Origin of the sequence: Flavobacterium piscis (assembly GCF_031457575.1) — a bacterium.
Taxonomy (GTDB): domain Bacteria; phylum Bacteroidota; class Bacteroidia; order Flavobacteriales; family Flavobacteriaceae; genus Flavobacterium; species Flavobacterium piscis_A.
In genome coordinates this window covers 280,615-297,701 of the sequence record NZ_JAVDWQ010000001.1, presented here as the reverse complement: position 1 = coordinate 297,701, position 17,087 = coordinate 280,615, and the positions used below count along the sequence as shown (strand labels likewise).

The 17,087-nt window shown below is 34.5% G+C and carries 14 protein-coding genes; 1 reads left to right on the top strand and 13 read right to left on the bottom strand.

The features are described 5' to 3' along the window. Positions 1-240: 240 nt before the first annotated feature. The gene (locus J2W48_RS01225; protein WP_310276841.1) at positions 241-459 is read right to left on the bottom strand and encodes a hypothetical protein; all 219 of its coding nucleotides are present in this window, start codon (positions 457-459) and stop codon (positions 241-243) included. Between the two features lie 29 nt (positions 460-488). After that, positions 489-1,592, bottom strand: a complete 1,104-nt coding sequence (locus J2W48_RS01220; protein WP_310276838.1) for a diphosphomevalonate decarboxylase — start codon at positions 1,590-1,592, stop codon at positions 489-491. A 144-nt stretch (positions 1,593-1,736) separates the two neighbouring features. On the opposite strand from J2W48_RS01220, the gene J2W48_RS01215 reads away from it, so the two are divergent. After that, positions 1,737-2,213 carry a TspO/MBR family protein gene (locus tag J2W48_RS01215; RefSeq protein ID WP_310276835.1) on the top strand — a complete coding sequence of 159 codons (477 nt, stop codon included), beginning with the start codon at positions 1,737-1,739 and terminating at the stop codon, positions 2,211-2,213. A gap of 41 nt (positions 2,214-2,254) precedes the next feature. Here J2W48_RS01215 and J2W48_RS01210 read toward each other — a convergent pair whose 3' ends face one another. The 11 genes from J2W48_RS01210 to J2W48_RS01160 all read right to left on the bottom strand — a co-directional run bounded on the left by J2W48_RS01210 (position 2,255) and on the right by J2W48_RS01160 (position 17,033). Next, positions 2,255-3,001 carry a hypothetical protein gene (locus J2W48_RS01210; protein WP_310276832.1) on the bottom strand — a complete coding sequence of 249 codons (747 nt, stop codon included), beginning with the start codon at positions 2,999-3,001 and terminating at the stop codon, positions 2,255-2,257. Positions 3,002-3,109: 108 nt separating this feature from the next. Further along, complete coding sequence (locus J2W48_RS01205; RefSeq protein ID WP_310276830.1) at positions 3,110-3,757, bottom strand: HAD family hydrolase; 648 nt, start codon at positions 3,755-3,757, stop codon at positions 3,110-3,112. A gap of 4 nt (positions 3,758-3,761) precedes the next feature. Further along, positions 3,762-4,970, bottom strand: coding sequence for a BaiN/RdsA family NAD(P)/FAD-dependent oxidoreductase (locus tag J2W48_RS01200; protein WP_310276827.1), 1,209 nt, complete (start codon positions 4,968-4,970; stop codon positions 3,762-3,764). A gap of 376 nt (positions 4,971-5,346) precedes the next feature. Next, on the bottom strand, positions 5,347-5,997 hold the full coding sequence (locus J2W48_RS01195) for a DUF4844 domain-containing protein (protein WP_310276824.1): 651 nt from the start codon (positions 5,995-5,997) through the stop codon (positions 5,347-5,349). A 98-nt stretch (positions 5,998-6,095) separates the two neighbouring features. Continuing rightward, complete coding sequence (locus tag J2W48_RS01190; RefSeq protein ID WP_310276821.1) at positions 6,096-6,773, bottom strand: glycerophosphodiester phosphodiesterase; 678 nt, start codon at positions 6,771-6,773, stop codon at positions 6,096-6,098. 197 nt (positions 6,774-6,970) lie between these two features. Next, the gene (locus J2W48_RS01185; protein ID WP_310276818.1) at positions 6,971-8,833 is read right to left on the bottom strand and encodes a glycoside hydrolase family 13 protein; all 1,863 of its coding nucleotides are present in this window, start codon (positions 8,831-8,833) and stop codon (positions 6,971-6,973) included. A gap of 128 nt (positions 8,834-8,961) precedes the next feature. Continuing rightward, positions 8,962-11,076 carry a glycoside hydrolase family 97 protein gene (locus J2W48_RS01180; RefSeq protein WP_310276815.1) on the bottom strand — a complete coding sequence of 705 codons (2,115 nt, stop codon included), beginning with the start codon at positions 11,074-11,076 and terminating at the stop codon, positions 8,962-8,964. Positions 11,077-11,365: 289 nt separating this feature from the next. Then, complete coding sequence (locus tag J2W48_RS01175; RefSeq protein ID WP_310276813.1) at positions 11,366-13,666, bottom strand: glycoside hydrolase family 65 protein; 2,301 nt, start codon at positions 13,664-13,666, stop codon at positions 11,366-11,368. A 131-nt stretch (positions 13,667-13,797) separates the two neighbouring features. Then, entirely contained in the window at positions 13,798-14,451 is a 654-nt protein-coding gene (gene pgmB, locus J2W48_RS01170) for a beta-phosphoglucomutase (protein WP_310277893.1), read from the bottom strand. A 16-nt stretch (positions 14,452-14,467) separates the two neighbouring features. Continuing rightward, complete coding sequence (locus J2W48_RS01165; protein ID WP_310276810.1) at positions 14,468-15,823, bottom strand: MFS transporter; 1,356 nt, start codon at positions 15,821-15,823, stop codon at positions 14,468-14,470. Between the two features lie 178 nt (positions 15,824-16,001). Beyond that, on the bottom strand, positions 16,002-17,033 hold the full coding sequence (locus tag J2W48_RS01160; protein ID WP_310276807.1) for a LacI family DNA-binding transcriptional regulator: 1,032 nt from the start codon (positions 17,031-17,033) through the stop codon (positions 16,002-16,004). Positions 17,034-17,087: the final 54 nt, after the last annotated feature.

The window sequence follows — 17,087 nt, the reverse complement described above, 5'->3', positions numbered from 1 at the left end:
ACCTCTTTAGTACTGAATTTATAATAAATTATCGTTTGTTTTGACAACACACATTTGTGATGTTTTTTGTTGAATTGTGATTTGGGGAAAATTTCCGGGTTGGTTTGTATTAGATAAATTACTTTGTCCAATTTTAAAATAAATTTATCTTTTACTTTTTTGACCATCTAAATTCCAAGTAAGTTAATAATTCAAATAATTTTTTTTCAGCATTTTTTGAAAAGATTATCGTTCTTTTCATTAACGGTGCTTTTTCATCATGTCTTCATACAGAACAAATTCACCACGTTCAATTTGTCTTTCACCTTCTTCAATTTCTTCTTTCTGCTCGTCAGTCAAATCATCCCTCCAATCTTTTTTTTCTTTCGTCAAAATTTTCTTGATAGATTTAATGATGGCAGGATTTTCAATTTCTGTCAACATTTTAATCAATTCGAGTTTTTCTAATTGAATGTTCATAATCTAAATTATACCTAAAGATACAAAAATTATAGTTTAATTGCACCGCTTCCAATTTCATCGCAAATGTACTGACCATTTTGACAATAGCCAACTAATTCGTTCTTAATAAAATGTAATACTTTATTGGATACATTTTTCGGATACAAAACATGCACATTAGCTCCTGCATCCAGTGTAAAACAAACCGGAATTCGTGTTTCATTTCTAAATTTCCAAATACCATTTATGATTTGCAGCGTATTGGGTTTCATCAAAATAAAATACGGCATCGAAGTCATCATCATCGCGTGCAAAGTCAGGGCTTCGCTTTCCACAACCTTGATAAATTCTTCTAAATTCCCGCTTTCAAAAATGGTAATTAACTGGTCCAGATTTTCATGTGCCTGGGCAAAACGCCTTTCGGCATACGGATGGTTGTACATCAAATCATGACCAACGGTGCTTGAAACCTGTTTTTCGCCCTTATCAACTAATAAAATGGTATCCTGATAATTCTCGAAATTTTCATGAATTGTATATGGAAATTCTACTCCAAATAAATCCGTACTTCTTTCAATATTTTTCTGATGTCCCCAAACTACAATATTTCCTTTTACGCTTCGGCACGCACTTCCGGAACCTAAACGGGCTAAAAACGATGCTTTTTGGTAAAAATAATCATCTGTCATTTCAGGATTCAGTACTTTTTCCAAACTCATAAAATTCATTGCCAAAGCTGCCATTCCGGATGCTGAGGAAGCTATTCCCGAACTATGCGGAAACGTATTCTGAGTATCAATCGTAAAGTGATAGTCTTTTAAAAATGGTAAATACACTTCTATTCGTTCTAAAAACTTCCTGATTTTTGGCTTGAAATCTTCTTTTGGCTTTCCTTCAAAAAGTAAATCAAAAGAAAAGGAATCATTTTCCACATTGAGCGAAGTAGAAATGTCTTTTTTCTCAAAACCCAATTTGGTAATCGTTTTGCAATTATTAAGCGTAAAACTTATCGATGGATTAGCCGGAATTTGATTGTCTTTTTTCCCCCAATATTTTACTAATGCAATATTGCTGGGAGCGCTCCACTCAAAATTTCCCTTTTCGATAGTCGAAGAATATATTTTAGGAATAAAATCAGCTGCTGTAAACATGAATTATAAATTTTGGCAAAGATAGTTTTTTCACCATATAAGTTATATAAGAAAATTTAAGTTGTATTTGCTGAATGAACTTGTGTGACTTATATGGTTTAAAACTTTCTTTTTAGCTATTTTTGGATAAAAATTTAAATAAAAATGAACAAAATAACCCGAATTGCAATAGCCATAATCGTTTGTTTAACGGTTGGATATTCTTCATCAACCGTTACAAAATCAGGAGTAGAAACATGGTATCCCACAATTGCAAAACCAGCTTTTAATCCACCCAATTGGGTTTTTATGCCTGTTTGGACCTTGCTTTTTATTTTAATGGGAATTGCTGCAGGATTGGTTTGGGATAGGATAAAAGAACAAAATTCAGAAGTTAAAAAAGCCTTGGGATTCTTTTTGATTCAGTTGGCTTTAAATGCAATCTGGTCATATTTATTCTTCGGATTAAAAAACCCGATGCTAGCCTTGATCGGAATTGCCCTTTTATGGCTGATGATTTATGAGACGTATTTAAAATTCATCAAAATCAATAAAATAGCAGGCTATTTGCTGGTTCCGTATATGGTTTGGGTTGGATTTGCTGCGATTTTGAATGCCAGTATCTGGTGGTTGAATCGATAGTCTCAGTCTCACTCTTCAGTGGCGTTAATCTGTAAACTTCTTTAATTTTTAACTTCCGTTTTCAACTTCTTAAACTCTTCATTTTTTAAATACAAAAAATCCATTGTAGCCAAAATGTTAGGATGTTGAAGAAGCAATTTAGACTGTGGATCAGCATCGCAGAATTCAATAAAAAGCTCTTTTTCCTCGGTTTTTAATTTTAAATCTTTAGTGAAAAAAGTATCAGGAACGGTTGTGCCCATGAGTGTTTTAAAATCAATTTGTGGAATTTTATTTTTGGGTTCCTCCTTATCTTTTTTGATTAAATTTAAAAGCCCTTTTCCCATTCTGATGAAATCCATACCATTTGTAATAGTTCCATCATAAACACCGGTATATTTTTGCAAAGAGCGGCTGTCTTTTTTCAATTTTATTTCATCTATATTTTGTAGAGAAGTTTTTACTTTTTCAAATTTTATTTTAGTGATAACAACTTCCCGCAATTCTTCTGGTTTGAGAATCATATTGACAACCAAATTATTAGTTTCTATATTTTCTTTGGAAACTCTTAACCGGCTAAAAAAATAATCTTTAGAAAAAAATAATAAGCTGTCTTTCACATTAACAGAAATTGAAAATTCTCCTAAATCATTTGTAATTGTACTGGTTTTAGCCGTTTTATTTATGACTTCAACACCTTTAAGCACAGAGTTTTGTGAAATAACTTTCCCCAGAAGTAATTTTTCTGATTGAGAAATGCTAAGCTGATAGGTAAAAAAAGAAATTGTAGTAAGTAATTTTACTCTCATAAAAGGTTAATTTTCTGAGAGTAAAATTATTAGAATTGTCTTAATGAAAACTTACCGAAGATGTAAATTCTTGTTAAATAAAACTCGTACACTAAAACGAAAAGTATTTTACAAAATCTCCAATAACTCCATAGGATTATGTATTACTAATTTTGCACCGCTGGCTTTCAATTCGCCTTCTGTTCTGTAACCCCACGTAACCCCAACAGGAAACATATTGGCGTTAACGGCTGTTTGCATATCAATATCAGAGTCTCCTACGAAAATGACTTCCTCGGGTTTTAAATTCCAATTTTTGCTTATTGCCAGCGCTTCAAACGGATTTGGTTTTTTAAGCGATTCAACACTCAAACCAACAGCAGTATTAAAATAATCAGGAAATATTTCTGCTGCTATTTTTTTGGTCAGTTCATCTGCTTTATTAGAGAAAACGGCCAATTTGATATTTCGGGAAGCCAAATTGTCTAATAATTCGATAATCCCTTCATACGGTTTTGTTTTTAGCGTACAGGATTCACTATATCCTTTTACCATCCTTTCGAGACAGATTTCAATTTGCTCATCACTATTGTTTGATGCAGGCAATGCTTTGGTAACGGTATTCCGTAAGCCGCTGCCGATAAAATATTGAAATACATCATACGAATGGGTAGGGTAATTAAGGTCCTGAAGAACTTTGTTCATGGAATCTGCAATATCTTCTAATGAATTTACTAACGTTCCGTCTAAGTCAAAAATAATTCCTTTAAATTTCATTGTATTAAATATTATTGGCTAAAATAAATCCGCTTGTCCAGGCATTCTGAAAATTGAAACCCCCGGTAATGGCATCGATATTTACAATTTCGCCTGCAAAATAAAGATTTGGATGCAATTTGCTTTCCATGGTTTTAAAATTGATTTCTTTTAAATCAATTCCGCCTGCGGTAACGAATTCTTCTTTGAAAGTGCTTTTTCCGTTTACCTGAAAGGTTGCTTTTGTCAATTGAGAAGCTAAATTTTGTAATTGAATTTTGGATAAATCGGCCCATTTTGTTTCCGATTCAATTTTGGAAGCCAAAACCAGACTTTCCCACAAACGATTCGGAAAGTCGAAAGGTGATTTTTTAGAAACGGATTTTTTGGCGTGTTCCTGTTTTAAGTCTTTCAGGATTTTTTCGGCATCTTCCGTATCAACATCATTTAGCCAGTTGACAAAAATCGTGAACTGATAATTTTTATCGAATAAAGTTCTCGCTCCCCAAGCCGAAAGTTTTAAAATCGCAGGACCGCTCATTCCCCAATGTGTGATTAACAAAGGTCCGGTTGATTCTAGTTTGGTATCTTTTACATTTACCGTTACTTGTGCCGCAACTCCGGGTAATCCCTTAATCCGCGGATCTTTAATGTTAAAAGTAAACAGGGAAGGTACAGGGCTTATAATTGCGTGACCTTGCAATTGAAGCATTTCCCAGATTTTAGGATTGCTTCCAGTTGCCAGAACTAATTTTTCCGTGATAAATTTATCATTTTGTGTGTCAATTTTCCAATGGTTTTCGGCTTTGTAAATCGATTGGACGCTTTGTCCGGTCAAAACTTTGATGCCTAATTTTTCGGTTGCTTTTAAGAAACAATCGATTATGGTTTGCGAAGAATTTGAAACCGGAAACATTCTGCCATCATCCTCGATTTTTAATTCAACACCATGTTTTTCGAACCATTCGATCGTGTCTCCGGAACAAAACTGATGAAAAGGGCCACGAAGTTCTTTTTCGCCACGCGGATAAAATTTGACCAATTCATTTGGTTCAAAACAAGCGTGCGTAACATTGCATCTTCCGCCACCGGAAACACGAACTTTAGAAAGCACTTCTTTTCCTCTTTCTAAAATGGCAATTTTCAGTTTTGGGTTTTTCTCTGCAATATTTATTGCGGTAAAAAATCCTGCAGCGCCTCCGCCAACAATTAGTATATCGAAATTTTGACTCATATTTTATTTTTTTGCCACGAATTCCACGAATTTGCACAAATTCTCTTTCCGCTCCTGTAGCCGTTTGCGAATTATGAAGACTATTATTTTCGGCTAAACGAAAATACGATGAAAAAACAATAATCCCCCTAAATTTGCAAATGGCTAAAGACGTGTGTTGGCAGCTTCTTTTTTTATTGGTCTCAGAAGTAGTTTAAAACTATGCACTTTAGTGCATTTAGCTTTAGCTTCTAAAAATATTTTAACCACAAATTACACAAATTAGCGCTAATTAATTTGTGAAAATTTGTGTAATTTGTGGCTAATAAATAAGTACTGCAACCTTGCAGACTTTCAGTCTGCCAACCAAACCTCTGCACTTTCAGTGCAGAGTGGTTTAGTTTCTGAAAAATTGAATTTGTTTTAATCTGATTTTTGCTCCTTCTAAATCATAATCTTTTTTAGCAAGTTGTTCGGTTAATTCATATTCTCCAAATTTCAACCTTTTAATTTTAGGCCCCTTGTCTATTAAATTATATTCTCCGCAAGATTTGCATTTTACAATAAAAAAAGCATAATCTGGAAGGTTTTCATCTTTTTCAAGAACAAATGTTTCAAGTTTAGAAATGCATTTCGTACAATTTTGTACTAAAGTTTCTATGGTTTTTTCTTTGCATTTTATTATTTCTATTATTTTTAAAAATGAATTTAAGAGTGTTCCATAAAGCCAATTATTAAGCTCATTTTTAAAGTCAACTTCAATAATTTTTGAAATATCATTATAATAATCACATACAAATTCCTTTTCCTCTGTGTCTAAGTTCGACTTGTTTAAGCTTCTCAAGTTTAAGCTCAAAGTTTTTTTTAATTCTTTTTGTGAAGCATTATTTTCAACCTTATCGATTAATGAACTTAAACAGCTATTTAAATTATTTTCTAAATATTCACATAATTCTGAAGCGGATGGATTTAATCCTCTTTTTTCCCATTCAGAGTCTGAAAACTTGTTTTTCTCTAATAAGTATTTTAGTTTGTCAAATATGGACATTCTTATTTTTTTAAGTTCTGTGGGTCGTTTGCTGCAAACTATGGTCTTCTATTTTTTTACCACAGATTTTAATCTTTAAAATCTGTAACTATATTTTTTTATAATCTATCCGGAAAATCTGTAATGATTCCGTTTACTTTATAACTTTTTACTTTTTGAATATCTTCTTCGGTGTTTACTGTCCATGGAAAAACCAGGAATCCTTTTTCCTGAATTTGACAAACATTTTCATTGTTCAATAATTGAAAATCAGGATGAATCGCTTTTGCTTTTATTGATTCGGCGAAAGCCAAAGCAGTATCAAGATTTTCTTCGGTTAAAACACCAATCGGGATATTAGGATTTAAATTTTTAACTTCTGTTAAAGCATTCCAGTCAAAACTAGAGATGATAAAGTGGTCATAATCCCAGCCTTTTTTGGTAATATATTCTTCGATTAAAGAAACGACATTTTTTGAAGTATCGGCATTTTTTAATTCAACGTTGATGAAACATTTTTTATCTACTAAATCAAAAACTTCATTTAAAGTTGGGATTTTATGTTGGCCATCAATCAAAAACGATTTTAATTCGGCTAAAGTAAAGGTGTTTACAGCTCCTTTTCCGTTGGTCATTTTGTCGATGGTTTCATCGTGCATCACGATTATATATCCGTCAGCGCTCAAGTGAACATCGAGTTCGATTCCGTCAGCATGTAAGTCCAATGCTTTTTGAAAAGCTTGTAAAGTATTCTCGGGCTCGTATCCTTTGGCACCTCTGTGCGCTATTTTTAGCATCTGTGTGAGTTTTACCGCAAAGGTCGCAAAGTTTTACTCAAAGTGCGCTACTTGATTATTAAAAAAGTTAGCCACAAATTACACAAATTAACACAAATTAAAAATCGTGTTAATCATTATAATCTGTGGCTAAAAGTCTTTGTGAACCTAATGTAAAACTTTGCGTTCTCTTTTCGGTTAAATAATCAGTTAATAAATTATTCCAACTCTAAAATCAAAGCCGATTTTGGTTCTAATGTAATTTCAGTAGCTAAATCAAATGTTTTTCCCGTCAGAACATCTTTTCCTGATATAAAGTTTTTGATGTTTTCTTTAAAGCGATTCGTTTTTACAACCTGCTCTTTTGCATTATTATTGAAAACCACCATTACCGTTTTAGCACCGGTATATCTGAAATAAACATAGGTATTGTTTTCCGGAATATAATGTATCATTTTGCCTGAATGAACTGCTTCGTTTGATTTTCTCCAAGTGAATAATTTGGATGTAAAGTCGAAATATTTTGACTGTTCGGCCGTTCTTCCAGTTGTGGTAAAGGCATTATTTTTATCGCCGATCCATCCTCCCGGAAAATCCTGGCGAATACCTGCATCGCCATTTTTGCTTTTATCGCCGCCCATTCCAATTTCTGAGCCATAATACAATTGTGGAATCCCACGAACGGTTGCCATTAAGGTCATAACCAGTTTGTATTTCGTGAAATCATATTTGTACTTATCGTTGATACGATCTGTATCGTGATTCTCGGCAAAAACTAAAATATTATTCGGATTTGGATATAAATAATCCATAGCAAAATTGTTGTAGAATTTAATCATGCCATTATCCCAGTTTGCATCATCGTCATTAAATGCTGAAACAATTTGATTGTGCAAAGTAAAATCCATTACACTTGGTAAATTCGAATTGTAGTTTTTGATTTCGCCAATTTTACTGTCTTTTTGCCAATAGGCTAAATTGGCCTGATTGTGCATCCATATTTCCCCAACAATATTAAAGTTTTGATATTCATTGGTAATTGCTTTTGCCCAGTTTGCCATTGCCGCAGCATCAGAATAATTATAAGTGTCGACTCTGAATCCGTCAAGATCAGCATATTCAATCCACCAAATGGCATTTTGAGTCAGGTATTTTGCAACTAATGGATTTCTGAGATTTAAATCCGGCATTGAAGGCACGAACCAGCCATCAACACAAATTTCCTGATCTGATTTTGAGGCGTGGATATCTGTGATTACCTCACGTCTGTGATGTGTTTGGGTATAGTTTTCAAATTGATTGATCCATGATTTTGTTGGTAAATCTTTGATCATCCAATGCGTGATTCCCCAGTGATTGGTAACATAATCCATCACTAGTTTCATGTTTTTTTTATGCATTTCTGCAGACAGGCGAACATACTCTTCATTGGTTCCGTAGCGGGCATCTATTTTGTAAACATCAGATTGTCCGTAACCATGATAAGAATGTTTTGCGTCATTGTCCTGGCATAATGGCGTACTCCAGATTGTAGTTGCACCCAGAGAAGAAATATAATCTAAGTTTTTGATGATTCCTTCGATATCGCCGCCGTGACGTCCGCCTGGTTCTGCGCGGTTTCCTTTTTCAGTTAAAGAAGCATCGCTGTCGTTTTTCGGATTTCCGTTAGCAAAACGATCTGGCATGATTAGGTAAATCATGTCTGATGCATCATAACTTTTTCGATCTGCCGAATTCGCTCTTCTTTCTTTTAACGAATATTTCTGCGTAAAAGCAACTTTATTTTTGGTTTTGAATGAGAAAACCAATTCAGATGCCTTTAAATTTTGAGTATCAATTGTAACAAAAAGATAGTTCGGATTTTCTGTTTTCTCTATGTTTTTAATCACAACATTATTAGAAACCGAAGTTTCATATTGTGCGATATTTTTTCCGTAGAACATAATTTGTACTTCAGGATTTTTCATTCCTGCATACCAAAATGGTGGTTCAACTTTCTTAATTTGCGCTTTTGCGGAAGCAGAAAAGATTAGAAGGAATAAAAGTATTTTATAAATGATATGGTTTATTGGAATTCTCATAATTTATAGATTTAATTTCTCTGGTGAGAAAAAGTTTAAGCTACAGGTCTGGAAACCTTACAGGTAAAATATATCAGATTAAAAAAAGACAAGCAATCTCGGGGAAAATTACTTGTCTTATAATTAAATTATTTAGTTTCAATTATGCTAATTGCATAACCTCCGCCCGGTGCAGATAACTGTGATAATTTTGATTTGTTTGTCACAGCTATTTTTTTGATGGTATAAGCTTGCGGATTTGTTTTGTAATGCGCCTCTTTTGCATCAGCATAAATGGTTGCCGTGTATTTTTTTCCTTTTTCAAGGAAGCTGAAATCGATGTTTGAGGTACGGGAACTGTCTCCGTTTACATTTCCAACGAACCAGTTGTTTGTTCCTTTTGCTTTGCGGGCAACTGTAATAAAATCTCCTGGTTCAGCCTCAAGATACTTGCTTTCAGACCAGTCCACAGCCACATCTTTAATGAATTGGAAAGCATCCGGAAAACGGTTATAGTTTTCAGGAGTATCTGCCGCCATTTGCAACGGACTGTACATGGTAACGTATAATGCCAATTGATTTGCAATGGTACTGTTTACATGCGATGTGTTTTCAGGATTCAGTTTACTGATATCCATCTCGAAAATTCCCGGCGTATAATCCATTGGGCCACCAATTAATCTTGTAAATGGCAATACCGTTACGTGATTGGGTTTAGAACCGCCAAAAGCCTGGTATTCTGTTCCTCTGGCTGCTTCGTTTCCAATTAAGTTCGGGTAAGTTCTTGCAATTCCTGTTGGACGAACTGCTTCGTGAGCGTTCACCATAATTTTGTACTCAGCTGCTTTTTCAATTGCATATTGGTAGTGGTTTACAATCCATTGATCGTAATGATTTTCACCGCGAGGTAAAATATCTCCAACATAACCGCTTTTTACAGCAGTGTAACCGTTGTCGTTCATGAACTGATACGCTTTATCCATATGACGCTCGTAGTTACGAACAGAACCTGAAGTTTCGTGATGCATTATGATTTCTACTCCTTTAGATTTTGCGTAGGCTTGTAAACCTTTTACATCAAAATCCGGGTAAGGGGTTACGAAATCAAAAACATAATCTTTTGAATGTCCAAACCAGTCTTCCCAGCCTTCGTTCCAGCCTTCAACTAAAACAGCATCGAAACCATGCAGTGAAGCAAAATCAATGTATTTTTTTACATTAGCATTGTTTGCCCCGTGCGTTCCGTTTGGTTTTGCTTTCGAGAAATCAGTTACGCCCAATTGTACTGTTGGATAATCGTTAGTGTAGGACCAGGAACTTTTTCCTGTAATCATTTCCCACCAAACACCAATATATTTTACTGGTTTGATCCAGGAAGTATCATCAATTTTAGAAGGATCGTTTAAGTTTAAAGTCATTTTTGAAGCCAGAATTTCTCTCGCATCATCGCTTACCATAATCGTTCTCCAGGGCGAATGGCTCGGCGCCTGCATATATCCTTTATCACCTTTTGCATCTGGCGTTAGCCAAGAGGTAAAAGTCATATTTTTATCATCTAAATTCAGGTGCATACAAGAATAGTTAATCAAAGCTGCTTCGTGCAGGTTGATGTATAAACCATCATTTGTTTTTAACATCAAAGAAGTCTGAACTCCTGTTGGTGAAAAAGATTTTTGCGAAACATTTGCCGTATATGCTTTTTCAGCTAAACCTCTGATTTCAGATAATTTCGATTTGGTGTAATCATATTCCTGAGTATCATAATCTCCCGGAATCCAAAAAGCCGTGTGATTTCCAGTCATGGCGAACTGAGATCTTTCTTCTTTTATAACAAAATAAGTCAGGTTTTTTTGAGTTGGGAATTCATATCTAAATCCAAGACCGTCATCAAATAAACGGAAACGAATTACAATTTGTCTGTCCGTCTCTTTTTGATTTAAAGTAACAGCCAATTCATTATAATGATTTCTAATACTTTCAACTTCTCCCCAAACCGGTTTCCAGATTTCATCAAAAGTGGAAGTTTTTGTATCTACAACAGTAAAATCATCCAATAAAGATTTTTTGTCATCCTTAAGGTCAAGACCTAATTTACTGGTTTTTACAACTTCTTTATTTTTGTATTTTAAATTGTAAGTTGGAGTTCCGTCATTTTGAAGCGAAAATTCCATTACAAATTTTCCTTCAGGCGATTTTAATTGTTGTGCTTCTGCTATCGAGCTGAATGCAAACAAGATTAAACTTGCGAAAAATAAGTTTTTCATATTTTTTTATTTAAAAGTGATTAATTCAATTATTTCTGCTTTAAAAGTTTAAACACAAATTTCACTAATTCGCACTAAAATAAATGTTGTATTTCTAACACATAGATTCATAGATCGGGATAGCTTACAAAGGCGTTTCACTTTCTGTAAAACACATAGCTATGTGAAAATGATTTGTCATTTATTTTATCTTTCAAGATAATCAAATCTATATTTCTATGAGTTAATTTTATAACTCAACGTAAATCTCAATATTCGTGAAAATCAGTGAAATTCGTGTTTAATAATTTTAAGCTGTTGCCAATTTTGCGGCTATTATTGGTTTTCCATTTACTACGATTGTTAAATCCTGATCACCGTCTACAATAAAAGTCGTTTCATTATGATTGACTAAAACCTTTAGAATTTGATTCCTGAAATTAATTTTAAAAGAATAACCTTTCCATTCTTTCGGAATTTTTGGAGAAAAATGAAGCTGGTCATTTTTAACACGCATTCCGCCAAAACCTTCCACAATACTCATCCATGTTCCGGCCATTGAGGTAATGTGACAACCTTCTTCAACTTCTTTATTATAATCATCCAAATCCAGACGGGAAGTTCTTAAATAGAATGTATATGCCATATCCATTTTATCTAAAACTGCAGCCTGAATCGAGTGCACGCAAGGCGAAAGCGAACTTTCATGAACCGTAAAGGATTCATAAAATTCGAAATTACGCTTTAATTCTTCTTTAGAGAAATGATCTTCAAAGAAATAGAAGCACTGCAAAACATCGGCTTGTTTAATATAAGGCGAGCGCAAAACACGATCCCAGGACCATTTTTGATTGATTGGGCGTTGTGAACGATCCAAATCTTTTACAGGAACTAAATCTTTGTCTAAAAAGCCATCTTGTTGTAGATATACCCCTAATTCCTCCGATTTTGGGAAATACATATCATGAGCAACTTTTTTCCATTCCTGAATTTCAGCAGCTGAAAGACTTACTTTTTCTAAAATACGTTTGTGATCAGCAGGATATTCTTTCGCTACTTTTGTAATTTGTTCTGATGCATAATCAATACACCATTTTGCAATATAATTGGTATAGAAATTATTATTGATGTTGTTTTCGTATTCATTTGGACCTGTAACTCCTAAAATTACATACTGATTTTTTTCTTTAGAAAAAGAAGCTCTTTGATGCCAGAAACGTGCAATTCCGATTAAAACTTCTAAACCTTTTTCAGGAATATACGAGTAATCTCCGGTGTAACGATGGTAGTTGTAAATTGCAAAAGCAATCGCTCCGTTTCTATGAATTTCTTCATGTGTGATTTCCCATTCGTTATGGCATTCTTCGCCATTCATAGTTACCATTGGGTACAAAGCAGCTCCGTTTTTGAAGCCTAAATTATCTTTTGCATTTTCAATTGCTTTATCCAATTGATTGTAACGGTAGGTCAATAAATTTCTGGCAACCTGCTGATCTTTGGTCGCCATGTAAAACGGAATACAATATGCCTCAGTGTCCCAATACGTAGATCCGCCGTATTTTTCTCCGGTGAAACCTTTTGGACCAATGTTCAATCGGCTGTCTTTTCCTGAATACGTTTGGTTTAATTGAAAGATATTGAAACGAATTCCTTGTTGTGCTTTTACATCACCTTCGATTGTAATATCTGACATTTCCCAGATTTTACTCCAGGCATCAATTTGATTTTGAAGCAAAATATCATAACCTGAATTTACAGCAGATTTAATCACTTTTTCGGCTGCGGCCAAAGTATTTTCGTGGTTTAAAGAAACCGTATAACCGCCAATTTTCTGAATGGCTGAGGTTTGCCCTTTTGCGATAATAGTTCCGTAAGTAAACTGAACTTTATCTGCAGCCGAATCGATTGTTGAAGGAGAAATATTTATATTTTCGCCATTTGCCAAAATCGTATTGTGCATGAAAGTTGTAACCTTAAAATGCGTTTTGAAAGTCTGTGCTGTTACAAAAGCTTCACTATTTGATTTTTTTACTTCTAAAGGCTCCCAGAATTTTTCTTCCCAGTTGGCATCTTCATTGGTTACACCAGCATCGATATATGATTTGTAAACAATTTTGGCATCTTTGTTTAAAGGCGTGATTTCGTATTTAATAATTCCTGCTTCATCTAAATCTAAAGAAAGAAAACGTCTTACATTCACCGCGATTTTAGTTCCGTTTCTCAGCATTGCTTCAAAAGAACGATTGTACCAGCCTTCTTTCATATTCAATTCCCTGCGGAAGTTTCTTACCTCAATACATTTGTTCAGGTCTAAATTTTCTTCGTTGATTTCAATGTTAATTCCAATCCAGTTAGGTGCGTTAAGAACTTTTGCAAAATATTCGGGATAACCGTTTTTCCACCAGCCTACTTTCGTTTTGTCCGGATAATAAATTCCGGCAATATAACTTCCCTGGAAAGTTTCGCCGGAGTATGTCTCTTCAAAATTGGCACGCTGCCCCATAGCACCGTTACCAAGACTGAAAAGACTTTCGGATGATTTTACGCTCTCGGCATCAAAACCTTCTTCTATGATGGACCAGTTGTCTGGTTTTATATAATCTTGATTCATTTTTTAAAATTTAAAGATTCAATGATTTAAAAATTTAAAGATTCTGAGTGTTATTCTTAATCTTAATTATTTTAATCTTTTGAATTTTCGGTTTAAGAATTTTCAGTTTCTAATTTTTTTTAATCTTTCAATTATTCAATTAAAGTTTCTATAAAGCTTGTTTTGATTTCAGTGAAATCTTTAAAAATATAGTTGGCTTCCTGTAAAATTATTTCTTCACCAATTCCTACACTTATCATTCCTGCTATATTTGCTGCCTGAATTCCGGCAACAGAATCTTCAAATACAATTGCCTTTTTTGGATCAATGTTTAATAATTGCGCCGCTTTCAGGAAAACTTCCGGATCCGGTTTTGCATTGGTAACGTCGTTTCCGTCAACAATAGCATCGAAAAATGAAAGGATTCCTGTTTTTTCAAGGATTGGTCTTGCGTTTTTACTGGCAGAGCCTAATGCAATTCCCTGATTTTTATCTTTTAATAATTGCAGAATTTTAAAAACTCCCGGAAGAATCTCACTTTCATCCATGTCAACTAAATAAGTTAAGTAATCTTCGTTTTTTTGAATCAGCCATTTGTCTTTATCTTCCTGAGAAGCCTGAACATTTCCTAATTCAAGAATTATATCTAATGAACGTACGCGACTTACTCCTTTTAGTAATTCGTTGTGTTCATGCGTGAAATTGATTTTTAATGCCTGAGCGATTTTCTGCCAGGCTAAAAAATGATATTTGGCGGTATCGACGATGACTCCGTCAAGGTCGAATATGAATGCTTTTTTCATTATAAGGGGAGATTCTTATTTATGATTTTTGAATAGTGTCGTCTACATCTTTTACTTTGTAGACTAAAAGAGCGGCAATTAAGAAGCTTACCCCGCTTGTTATTAAGGCATAAATGGCATCGCCATTGTAGAGATATTTTACAATTGGACCTCCGATAAGTGCATTTATAATTTGCGGAATAACAACAAAGAAGTTGAAAATCCCCATATAAACGCCCATTTTTTTAGGCGTAATTGATCCGGCAAGAATAGCATACGGCATTGCCAGAATACTTGCCCAGGCTACTCCAACTAAAATCATTGGCAGTACAACCCAATCTTCATTTGGCATGAAATAAATCGAGATTAATCCGATTCCTCCAATGATTAATGAAATTGCGTGAGTTGATTTTCGGCCAATCTTTTTTGCGATATAGGGCAGGAAAAACAGTGCGATAATAGCAGAAACTAAGTTGTAAACACCAAACAAAATTCCGACCCAGTCCCCAGCATCCTGATATTGTTGACTTGAAGTGTCCCCTAATGGTAACCCATAAATATGATGTGCAATAGCGGGTGTTGTAAAAACCCACATGCCAAATAATCCAAACCAGGAGAAAAATTGTACCCAGCTTAGCTGGCGCATTGTGGTTGGCATTTTGGCAAAATCTGTAAAAATATCCGTGATTCTTGATTTTTCCTCAGAATCAGAAACCACGTCATTCTGTGGGTCTTCAAAATTGGCTAATTCTTCCGGTGAGTATTCTTTCGTTGTAAAAAGCGTTACTAAAATTGAACCAATTAAAACTGCTGCTCCAATAATAAAAGACAGGGTCAGGTTTAATGGGACACTCCCGGGAACAGCACTGTTTGAAACATCGAAATATTTTGTCAGTACATAAGGTAGTGCGGAACCAATAACGGCTCCAAAGCCAATTAATGAAGTTTGAATACTAAAACCTGCAGTACGCTGATCTGTTCTTAAATTGTCGCCAACCAAGGCACGAAAGGGTTCCATGGCAATATTAAATGACGCATCCATAATCATCAGCATTCCGGCTCCGACCCAAAGAGCGGGCAATACCGATATGAAAATATTGGCTTGTGGCATTAAAATTAATCCAACGGAAGCTAAAATGGCACCTACCAGAAAAAAAGGTTTTCTTCGTCCAAATTTCCCCCAGGTTTTATCGCTGTAATGACCAATAATAGGCTGCACTATTAATCCCATCAGGGGAGCAATAATCCAAAACCATGATAGTTCATGTATGTCGGCACCAAAAATCTGAAGAATTCTGCTGGCATTTGCATTTTGAAGTGCAAAGCCCATTTGTATTCCCAGGAATCCGAAACTCATGTTCCAAATTTCCCAGAAACTTAATTTACGCTTTTCCATTATCGTAATTAAAAAATTAATTAAACGATAAGCGCTATGCTTATCAAAACTTACTGTTTTTTCGAAGTAAAAGTAAAAGCCTTGACGGGCGTAAAAGTATAAATTATTTTTAGATATACGCTAACAAAAAAGCCATAAATATTAATTATGACTTTAGAATAGGTTGATTTTAAGAAAATTAGTCAGTAGATTCTCTTTTGATAAGATGGGTTTCAATAACTTCTGTAGTATAGTTTTCATTTTCTTCATCGTCATCATCATGCTCTGCTTCGAGTCTTTCAATAAGCATTTTAGCAGCTTTGTTTCCCATTTTTTTTCCGCTTTGACTGACTGTTGTTATGGTTGGTGTTGAGTATTTTGATATAATTCCGTCAGTAAAAGCAATTACTGCTAAATCTTCGGGAACTTTAAGTCCCATTTTATTAGCAGTCTTTATAATGGTTACCGCAAAAAGTTCGTTTACCGCAAAAACAGCATCAAAAGCCCTGTCATGCAAAAGCTGGCTAATGGTTATTTCGCAGGTATCAACATCTTCAATTTTGATGATCAGATCTTCATTAAAAGGTAATCCATTGTCTAATAGTGCTTTTTCGTAACCATCGGTTCTCAATTTTCCAACACTAACATAATCAACAGTTGTGACTAAAGCTATTTTTTTTCTTCCATTATCAATCAGGCTTTGAACTGCTTCGTAAGCCGCCGCTTTATCATCAATAATTACTTTATCACATAAAATATCATTGGTTACCCGATCAAACATTACAACTGGCATTCCCTGGTTGATAACCTCTGTAATATGATGAAAATCGCCTTTGTACTGCGTTTCCTTAGAAAGGGACATGATAAAGCCATCTATACTTCCATTGGCTAACATTTCCATATTTAATACTTCTTTATCAAATGAATCTCCGGATAAGCAGATAACAACACTATAACCGTTTTCATTAGCTACCTGTTCGATTCCGTCAATTACAGTAGAGAAAAAATAATGTACAATTTCTGGAATGATAATGCCAATACTTTTGGTTTTTCTATTTTTTAGGCTAAGAGCGATGTTGTTGGGCTTGTAGTTATAAAACTTAGCAAAAGCCTGCACTTTCAATCTGGTTTCCTCGCCAATTTCAGAGCTGTTTCGCAGTGATTTAGAGACGGTTGAAATAGACACATCTAACTCTTTTGCAATCTGTTTCAGGGTTACTTTTCGCTTCATAATGCTAATTTGGAAAAAATGTTATTGACAATAAAGGTATGTTTAATTTTGTAA

What these genes read in the sequence shown, in the direction of transcription:
- J2W48_RS01225 (WP_310276841.1), bottom strand. Translation starts at nt 459, where the DNA reads ATGAACATTCAATTAGAAAAACTCGAATTGATTAAAATGTTGACAGAA.
- J2W48_RS01220 (WP_310276838.1), bottom strand. Translation starts at nt 1,592, where the DNA reads ATGTTTACAGCAGCTGATTTTATTCCTAAAATATATTCTTCGACTATC.
- J2W48_RS01215 (WP_310276835.1), top strand. Translation starts at nt 1,737, where the DNA reads ATGAACAAAATAACCCGAATTGCAATAGCCATAATCGTTTGTTTAACG.
- J2W48_RS01210 (WP_310276832.1), bottom strand. Translation starts at nt 3,001, where the DNA reads ATGAGAGTAAAATTACTTACTACAATTTCTTTTTTTACCTATCAGCTT.
- J2W48_RS01205 (WP_310276830.1), bottom strand. Translation starts at nt 3,757, where the DNA reads ATGAAATTTAAAGGAATTATTTTTGACTTAGACGGAACGTTAGTAAAT.
- J2W48_RS01200 (WP_310276827.1), bottom strand. Translation starts at nt 4,970, where the DNA reads ATGAGTCAAAATTTCGATATACTAATTGTTGGCGGAGGCGCTGCAGGA.
- J2W48_RS01195 (WP_310276824.1), bottom strand. Translation starts at nt 5,997, where the DNA reads ATGTCCATATTTGACAAACTAAAATACTTATTAGAGAAAAACAAGTTT.
- J2W48_RS01190 (WP_310276821.1), bottom strand. Translation starts at nt 6,773, where the DNA reads ATGCTAAAAATAGCGCACAGAGGTGCCAAAGGATACGAGCCCGAGAAT.
- J2W48_RS01185 (WP_310276818.1), bottom strand. Translation starts at nt 8,833, where the DNA reads ATGAGAATTCCAATAAACCATATCATTTATAAAATACTTTTATTCCTT.
- J2W48_RS01180 (WP_310276815.1), bottom strand. Translation starts at nt 11,076, where the DNA reads ATGAAAAACTTATTTTTCGCAAGTTTAATCTTGTTTGCATTCAGCTCG.
- J2W48_RS01175 (WP_310276813.1), bottom strand. Translation starts at nt 13,666, where the DNA reads ATGAATCAAGATTATATAAAACCAGACAACTGGTCCATCATAGAAGAA.
- J2W48_RS01165 (WP_310276810.1), bottom strand. Translation starts at nt 15,823, where the DNA reads ATGGAAAAGCGTAAATTAAGTTTCTGGGAAATTTGGAACATGAGTTTC.
- J2W48_RS01160 (WP_310276807.1), bottom strand. Translation starts at nt 17,033, where the DNA reads ATGAAGCGAAAAGTAACCCTGAAACAGATTGCAAAAGAGTTAGATGTG.